Source organism: Helicobacter bizzozeronii (genome assembly GCF_900196775.1).
Lineage (GTDB): Bacteria > Campylobacterota > Campylobacteria > Campylobacterales > Helicobacteraceae > Helicobacter > Helicobacter bizzozeronii.
In genome coordinates this window covers 1-8,122 of record NZ_FZLB01000050.1, presented here as the reverse complement: position 1 = coordinate 8,122, position 8,122 = coordinate 1, and the positions used below count along the sequence as shown (strand labels likewise).

Sequence of the window (8,122 nt, the reverse complement as noted above, 5' to 3'; positions counted from 1 at the left end):
CACCCCCCCCCTAAAATCCCCGCACTGAAAGAATTAAACCAAGCCTTCAAAGATATTCAAGACCAAGAAGGTTACGATGCTATCTTACAAGATTTTATCCGCTATTACCAAGTTTTACCCAAGGGCACCAAAGAGGGCGATTGGCTGGAGTTTGTGGGGAAATTAGCCGAATCGGAGTTTTTGGATCTAGATTCGAGCATCAAATTCGGGCAGGACTTAGAAGATGTGAATCCCAAACTCCAAAAAGCCATCGCCAACACCATTGGGCTAGCCCTCAAATACAAGAAGAAAGACTAAAGGAATGATTTGGACTACTTAGAGATCAAAGGACAAGAGCCTTTAAAAGGGAGCGTGCCTATCTCGGGGGCTAAAAATGCCGCTTTGCCCATTTTGGCCAGCACACTTTTAGAACAAGAGAGCGTGGCGATCAGCGGTTTGCCCGCTGTGGCTGATGTGCGCGCCTTGGTTGAGCTTTTAGAACATTTGGGGGTGCAAACCCAATGGCACACACCTAACAGCCTTGAAATCCGCACCACGAGTTTAAATTGCAGCACAGAGCGTTGCACCGCCCCTTATGACATTGTGCGTAAAATGCGCGCCTCCATTTTGGTGCTAGGACCGCTATTAGCACGCTTTGGCTCGTGTGCGGTGAGTTTGCCAGGGGGGTGTGCCATTGGGGCTAGACCCGTGGATTTGCACCTAAAAGCCTTAGAAAAAATGGGGGCGCATATCCACATCGAAAAGGGTTATATCATCGCCAAAGCCAAGCACGGACTCAAGGGCTGTGATATTATTTTAGATAAAATCACCGTTACGGGCACGGAGAATATCCTCATGGCAGCTAGCTTGGCAAAGGGGGAAACCAAGATCATCAATGCGGCTAAAGAACCCGAAGTGGTGCAGTTATGCCACTTTTTGCAAAGTGCTGGGGTGGAGATTAGCGGGGTGGGCAGTTCTGAGCTGAGTATCCAAGGCACGCAAGGGCAAGCCCTGCACTTTAAACCCATCCACATCATTCCCGATCGCATCGAATGCGGGACTTATTTATGCGCTGCTGCCATCACCAATTCTACGCTCTCTTTGAGCAACACCAACGCCCACCACTTGGAGGCCATTTTAAGCAAGTTAAACGAAATTGGCTTTAAAATCGACATTGTAGAAGACACGCTCACCATCCACAAAGCGCGCACCCGCAAGGGCTTTGAGATCATCACCACCGAATACCCGGGTTTCCCTACTGATTTGCAAGCCCAATTCATGGCATTAGCGACCCAGTGTGAGGGGAATAGCCTCATTGAAGAGCGTTTGTTTGAAAACCGGTTTATGCATGTGAGCGAATTGCAACGCATGGGGGCTGATATTAGCTTAAAAGGGGCACTGGCCAAGATCAATGGGGGTTGTGTCCTAATGGGGGCGGATGTGATGGCAACCGATTTAAGGGCTTCCTCAGCCCTCATTTTAGCTGCTTTGGTGGCTAAGGGCAAAAGTCGGGTGCACCGCATTTACCATTTGGATCGCGGGTATGAGAGTTTGGAGCTCAAGATGAACGCCTTGGGGGCCAAAATCAAACGCTTAAAAGAGAAATGAGATTTAAGGAGTTTGTATGTGGAGAACATGGCTTGTGTGGGTATTTTTAGCCGGATCGTTGGTGGCCAAGCCCGCCATTTATCTTTTAGCAACAGGGGGCACAATTGCTGGGAGTTCTAAGAGTGCCTTAAGCGGTGCTTATAAACCTGGGCAGTTGGGCGTGGAGGCTCTCATAGAGGCGATTCCTCAGCTTAAAAACCAAGTCCATTTAAAGGGCGAGCAGGTGAGCAATATTGGATCGCAAGAGATGGATAACGCCACTTGGCTTAAGCTGGCGCGCCGTGTGAGTGCTTTGCTCAAACGATCCGATGTGGATGGGGTGGTGGTAACCCATGGCACGGACACCCTAGAGGAGAGCGCGTATTTTTTGGATTTGGTGATCAAAAGCAACAAGCCCATTGTGCTGGTGGGGGCGATGCGCAATGCCAGCTCTCTAAGTGCGGATGGCCCTCTTAATTTATACAATGCCATCCATGTTGCTATGAGCCCCCAAGCTAGGGGTAAGGGCGTTTTGGTGGTGATGGATGATGCCATCCATGCCGCCAGAGAGGTGAGCAAAATGAACACCACTAGCACCGATGCCTTCCAATCGCCCAATACGGGCAAAATCGGGATGGTGCTCTATGGGCAGGTGCATTTTTACATGCAGTCTTTACGCCGCCACACCCTACAAAGTGCCTTTGACATCGACAAAATTAAAAGCTTGCCACGCGTGGATATTCTCTATGCCCACCCCAATGATTACCCCGATTTGGTGCAGGATTTGATCCAACATGGCAGCAAGGGGATCATCTACGCCGGCATGGGCAATGGCAATCTCTACCCCTCCGTGCTCAAAGCCTTGAGCCTAGCGGTGCAAAAGGGGGTTGTTGTGGTGCGCTCTAGCCGTGTGCCTAGCGGGATGATCAGTGTGCCGGGTGAAGTTGATGATGCTAAATACGGCTTTTTAAGCGGGGATGATCTCAATGCCCCCAAAGCCCGGGTCTTGCTCATGCTGGCCTTGAGCCAAACCCACGATCCTAAGAAAATTCAAGAATATTTTTTCACGCATTAGGGCGTTTGAACACTTCTTTTAAAATGTAGAAAGTCCCCACAAGCAAGGCTAACCCCACCATAAAGCCCACAGCCTTAGAAAACAAGCTAGCCCCCAAGAATGCCACTAAAGCACAAGTAGCGGTGAGTGTGGCATAGGGCAGTTGGGTTAAAAAATGGCTTTGCACGGAGCAACCCGCCCCCGTAGCCGATAAAATCGTGGTATCCGAGATGGGGCTAGCATGATCCCCATAAACTGCCCCTGAGAGAATGGCTGAGATCACCAACACAATATCCCCGCCCACGACACCAACCATGCCCGCCCCAATGGGCAACATGATCGCAAATGCGCCCCAGCTAGTGCCTGTGGTGAAAGCAATAAAACCAGAGATGAGGAATAAAAGCAAGGGGGTTAGCACCACCACGCCTTGGAAGTGTTGGATCAAGTTGGCTAAATAAATCCCGGTTTGCAAATCATCACGAATCATGGGACCTATCGACCAAGCCAAGATAAGCACCCAGATCGCCCCTGCCATGCTTTTAAAGCCCTTGAATCCAAGAGAAAAGAGGGATTTTTTAGGCAAATAGGCATAGGCTAGAGCGGTGGTTAAAAAAAGAGCCAAAAGCCCCCCAAAAAAGAGGGCAAAGGCGGTATTGGTGTGCTTGAAAATCTCTAGCCAGTGGGTGGAGTGGCTGGCACTATAGCCAGTATAAAGAATAAGCCCGGTGATCCCCACAATCAAAGAGAGGATGCTCACAATCAAAATAGAAATGGGCGCACGGGGGCGATCATCTAGAGAGATTTGCAAATCCTGCACGCCCACATTGCGGTATTTTTGCATGGCAGGCAAATTAATTTGCCACACAATAGCCAAGAACACCGCCACCAGCGCAAACCATGCATAATAATTACTCCCCATGCTCTCTAAAAGCAGTGCAAAACTATCTTTAAGCAAGGGCGAGCCCTCATTTTGCATCACCCCCACAATATAAGCCCCCCAGCTAGAGATGGGCACGAGCAAACACACAGGCGCGGAGGTGGAGTCGATAATATAGGCTAGCCTCTCGCGGCTGCTTTGGTGCGAGTCATTAAGCGATTTGCTAATTTGCCCCACAATGAGGGCATTAAAATAGTCATCAATAAAAATCACAATCCCGGCTAAGAGCGCAATGCCCTCTGATTGGCGTGGGCTTTTGACATATTTTTTCGCCCACAGCACAAAGGAATTGATCGCCCCACAAGCGGCAATGATTTGGCTTAAAATCCCCAAGATAATCAAGAACAAAAAGACATAGATACTGCTTGTGTTGATCTGTATCCCATTGGCATCCACCCGGTAAAAAACCGCGCTGATTTTATGGTAGATGTAGATCAAAACTTCGGATAAATGCCCCCCTGTCATGATCAAAGAGCCTAGGACAATCCCGCTTAAAAGCGAGAGGGCGACTCTTTTGGTGAAAATAACCATGACAATGACAAAAACCGGGACAAGCAAGCTTATGAGGGAATGACCCAAGGGAGTCCTTAAGATGAGCTGGCCGGGAGAGAGGGATTCGAACCCCCGGAGGTGTTAGCCTCAACGGTTTTCAAGACCGCCGCTTTCAACCACTCAGCCATCTCCCGTTGTGAAAGTTTAAAAATGGAGGCGACGCCCGGATTTGAACCGGGGAATCAAGGTTTTGCAGACCCATGCCTTACCACTTGGCTACGTCGCCATGGTGCCCAAAGCCGGACTTGAACCGGCACGGTATTGCTACCGAGGGATTTTAAGTCCCTTGTGTCTACCTATTCCACCACCTGGGCTAAAGCCTAGGCTCTTGAGCCTAGACTGATTTTGTTAGGGACTAGCCTAGGCTAGCAAAGATTAGTTTTCTAATCTCCCTGAACGATTGTTGTATATTTACCAAAAAGACCTAAGAAATTAAACGCTTTGCGATCCACCATCTTGATCTTAACGACACCACCATTTCTAGCTGCCTCCCCTACAGAACAATCACCAACGGCAAAAATACTGAGAATACTCACACAGCTAGCATGCCCTTCCTTAGAGTATCGCACATCATTCCCGGAAACTGGAAGCTTTACGCTGGTAACCAAACCTCCCATAGGCAAAGGCGAAGCGCAACCGCTAATCAAAATGCCAACACACACACACACACACACACACTAGCAACCTTAAGTCTGTGTAACATCAAAAACCTTTGTGTTTATTTTAAAAGATGGAGCGGGAAACGGGGATCGAACCCGCGGCCCCGACCTTGGCAAGGTCGTGCTCTACCACTGAGCTATTCCCGCATAAAAACCTTAATTCTAGCAATATTTATCTAATAAGTCAAGTTAAGCGGGTGGCTAAAAGTTGCTGGGTGTAGGGGTGTTTGGGGTGGCTAAAGACTTGATCAAGTGATCCACTCTCCACCACCTGCCCTTTTTGCACCACCAAAACGCTATCGCACATGCTCTCAATCACGGCTAAATCGTGGCTGATAAAAACATAGCTTAGATTGCGCTTTTCTTGCAATTCTAAGAGCAAATCCAACACGATCTTTTGCATGCTCTTATCCAGTGCTGAAGTGGGCTCATCCATCACCACCACTTGGGGGTGGGAGAGAATGGCGCGCGCGATGGCAACTCTTTGGCGTTGCCCCCCGCTTAACTCAAAAGGGTAATAATCTAAAAACTTGGGCTCTAGCCCAACCGCCTCTAAGCTGGCACGCACTTGATCTGGACTTGCCTTAATTTTAGCCCCATAAAAGGCTTCTAGCAAAATCTCTTGCACGCTCCAACGCGGATTTAAAGAGGCAAAGGGGTTTTGAAACACCATCTGCAACGATCGCCTGAAGGGCTTAAAGGCTTTAGGGGTTAAATCTTGCACGCTTTGTTGCAATAAAATTTGTTGCCCTTGTATGGGGGCTAATTTTAACAACCCCATGGCTAAAGAACTCTTGCCACTGCCAGATTCCCCAATCACGCCCAAAGTTTCCTTAGCATGCAAGGCAAAGCCCACACCTTGGATGGCTTGCAAATAGCTATTTTTGCCCCAAAATTTCTTTTTAACATAGCGCACCCCAAAATCCTTGACGCTCATGACTTCTTGGGGCTGGGGCGGGCTGTTTTTCTTGCTCAAGTGGCGGGCTTGTAAAAGCATTTGGGTATAGGGGTGCTTGGGGGCATTAAAGAGTTGGGGTGTGCTGGCTTGCTCGCAAATTTGCCCTTCTTGCAAGACATAGACATGCTGGGCAACATGCCTAATGGCACCCAGATCGTGGCTGATGAGCAAGATTGCCATGTCATTTTGCACGCTCAAACTCACCAGCAAATCCAAGATTTGTTGTTGGATTTGGGCATCTAGGGCGGTGGTGGGTTCATCACAAATTAAGAGTTTGGGGCGGTTGATTAAAGCCATAGCTAGGGCGACTCGCTGGTTTTGCCCCCCGCTGAGTTCATAGGGGTATCTTTTGCACAAGTCCATAGACAGCCCCACCTGTGCCATCACCGCCTCTAATCTTGTTTGCGCCTCTTGCTTGGTGGGTTTGGCATGCAAATACAAAGCCTCTAAGATTTGCTTTTTAATCTTGTGTAGGGGGTTGAGCGCGCTTAGGGGCTCTTGAGCGATATAACTAATTTGCGCACCTCTTAAAGCTTTGATTGCATGGGGTTTGAGGGTGAGTACATTGCTCCCCTCAAAGAGAATTTCCCCCTCAAGGGCGCGCACAAAGGGCACTAATTGCAAGATCAATAAGGCTAGCGAGCTTTTGCCACTCCCACTCTCACCCACCAAACCCACTCTTTGCCCCCTGCCAACCTCTAGGTTAATGCCCCTCAAATAAAAATCCTGCCCGATTTGGGCTTGCAACCCTTGGATACTCAAAAGCTTATTTGAAGTTTGTAGCACTGAAGGCATCTCTGACCCCTTCCCCGATAAAAACTAAGATAGAAAGCAACAACGCAATGGCAAAAAAGCCCACCAAAGCCAAATGTGGGGCATAGAGGTTGTTTTTGCCTTGATTGAGCAACTCCCCTAAGCTCGCACTCCCTACGGGCATGCCAAAACCCAAAAAATCCAAACTCACCAACGCCCCAATGCTCCCAGCCATGATAAAGGGGATGTAAGTGATAGTCGCCACCATCGCATTAGGCAAGATATGGTAAAAAATCACCCGCACATCGCTCACCCCCAGTGCATAGGAAGCCTTGACATAGTCCATGTTGCGCCCCCGTAAAAACTCCGTGCGCACCACTTGGGCTAGCCCCATCCAAGAAAAAGCCAACACCAACAGCAAAAGCCACCAAAAATTAGGGGTAAAGATACTAGATAGGATGATGAGCAAAAACAAAGTGGGAATCCCGCTCCAAATCTCAATGAAGCGTTGCCCGAGCAAGTCTAATAGCCCCCCATAATAGCCCTGAAACGCCCCAATCACCACGCCCAACACCACGCTACCCAAACTCAGCACCAAACCAAATAAAATAGAAATGCGGTAGCCATAGACAAGGCGTGCCAAGACATCACGGGCTTGATCGTCTGTGCCCAGCCAGTGTTTGAGGCTTGGGGGTGTGGGGGCGGGAGCTTTTAAGTCCATAATGATCGTGTCGTAAGAGTAGGGGATCAAGGGGTGGATCACAAAGGCGTTTTTAAGCAAATGGTTTTTGACATAGGGGTCGCTATAATCGGTACTGGTGTAAAAATCCCCCCCAAAGGTGGTCTCAGGGTAATCTTTAAAAATGGGGAAATATGCCCTATGGTCTTTATAGATGAAAAGGGGTTTATCATTGACCCAAGCTTCCGCCCCCAGTGAGAGCACAAACAACACCACAAACACCACCAACGCCCAAAACGCCCGCTTGTTTGCCCTAAACGCCTGCCAACGCCTTGTTTGCAAATCCAATGGCAATCCTTGATACTTGAAAATAAAGGGGTATTTTACAGCAAAAAGCGCATAAAGGGCTTAGTTAGAGTGGGGGTTAAATATGTGTATTGCATTTAGGGGATTTGTGGTGTGGCCAATGCGCTATTTGATGAATTTTTCGCAGTGCATGCATTTCCCTGATAGTAAAATGCTGCGGGCCATCCCACATTCATAGCAGTGAGAATTTTGGGCGGCAATACCATGGAATGTTTCTATTTGAGAAGATAATTCTTCGTGAAACGAAGCGAGGTCTTGGAGAGTCTTGCCTTGTGTGTCTTGTTCCAAGTTTGGAGAATCTTTTACACCAGTTTCGTTAGTTGGGTGATTTTGTATCAATGCTCAAATCCTTTTATAATCTCAATGCGAATCGTTATCACTGATTCCCATTTTGCGTTTATGTGATTGAAGATAAAATTAATAAGCAGATTTATTCCATAAGGAGATGGGTGGTAGTTACCAACCGCGTCGTAAAGCCCCTAGCTTTAGCTATGGGGATATAAGGCGCATGCTCTTTAGAGCATAATAAAAAACAATCATCTTAAAGTATTAGTTAATATAGTTTTGTATAATACACTGCATGCAAACTATCAAATAT

At 48.1% G+C, this 8,122-nt stretch carries 7 protein-coding genes and 4 tRNA genes; 3 read left to right on the top strand and 8 right to left on the bottom strand.

Annotation, left to right across the window (positions count from 1 at the left end; all coding sequences use genetic code 11):
- From C5684_RS06295 to C5684_RS06285, 3 genes are all read left to right on the top strand, one after another.
- On the top strand, positions 1-297 hold a 297-nt coding region (locus tag C5684_RS06295; protein ID WP_104639770.1), incomplete at its 5' end, for a hypothetical protein.
- Positions 298-306: 9 nt separating this feature from the next.
- Entirely contained in the window at positions 307-1,587 is a 1,281-nt protein-coding gene (gene murA, locus C5684_RS06290) for a UDP-N-acetylglucosamine 1-carboxyvinyltransferase (protein WP_104639769.1), read from the top strand.
- Between the two features lie 16 nt (positions 1,588-1,603).
- Complete coding sequence (locus C5684_RS06285) at positions 1,604-2,641, top strand: type II asparaginase (RefSeq protein ID WP_104639768.1); 1,038 nt, start codon at positions 1,604-1,606, stop codon at positions 2,639-2,641.
- Here C5684_RS06285 and C5684_RS06280 read toward each other — a convergent pair.
- From C5684_RS06280 to C5684_RS06245, 8 genes are all read right to left on the bottom strand, one after another.
- Positions 2,631-4,136 (bottom strand): Na+/H+ antiporter NhaC family protein, encoded by a 1,506-nt coding sequence (locus C5684_RS06280; RefSeq protein ID WP_104639767.1) that lies wholly within the window; start codon positions 4,134-4,136, stop codon positions 2,631-2,633. The genes C5684_RS06285 and C5684_RS06280 overlap by 11 nt on opposite strands.
- A gap of 19 nt (positions 4,137-4,155) precedes the next feature.
- Positions 4,156-4,243, bottom strand: a tRNA-Ser gene (locus C5684_RS06275).
- A gap of 17 nt (positions 4,244-4,260) precedes the next feature.
- Positions 4,261-4,335 (bottom strand) — tRNA-Cys (locus tag C5684_RS06270).
- A gap of 1 nt (position 4,336) precedes the next feature.
- Positions 4,337-4,423 (bottom strand) — tRNA-Leu (locus C5684_RS06265).
- Between the two features lie 69 nt (positions 4,424-4,492).
- Complete coding sequence (locus C5684_RS06260) at positions 4,493-4,726, bottom strand: TRL-like family protein (protein ID WP_104639771.1); 234 nt, start codon at positions 4,724-4,726, stop codon at positions 4,493-4,495.
- A 114-nt stretch (positions 4,727-4,840) separates the two neighbouring features.
- A tRNA-Gly gene (locus tag C5684_RS06255) sits at positions 4,841-4,915 on the bottom strand.
- A 37-nt stretch (positions 4,916-4,952) separates the two neighbouring features.
- Positions 4,953-6,521 (bottom strand): dipeptide ABC transporter ATP-binding protein, encoded by a 1,569-nt coding sequence (locus C5684_RS06250; protein WP_104639766.1) that lies wholly within the window; start codon positions 6,519-6,521, stop codon positions 4,953-4,955.
- Positions 6,493-7,506: an ABC transporter permease gene (locus tag C5684_RS06245; protein WP_104639765.1), complete on the bottom strand. Its 1,014-nt coding sequence runs from the start codon at positions 7,504-7,506 to the stop codon at positions 6,493-6,495. The genes C5684_RS06250 and C5684_RS06245 overlap by 29 nt, the downstream gene beginning before the upstream one ends.
- Positions 7,507-8,122 lie beyond the last annotated feature (616 nt).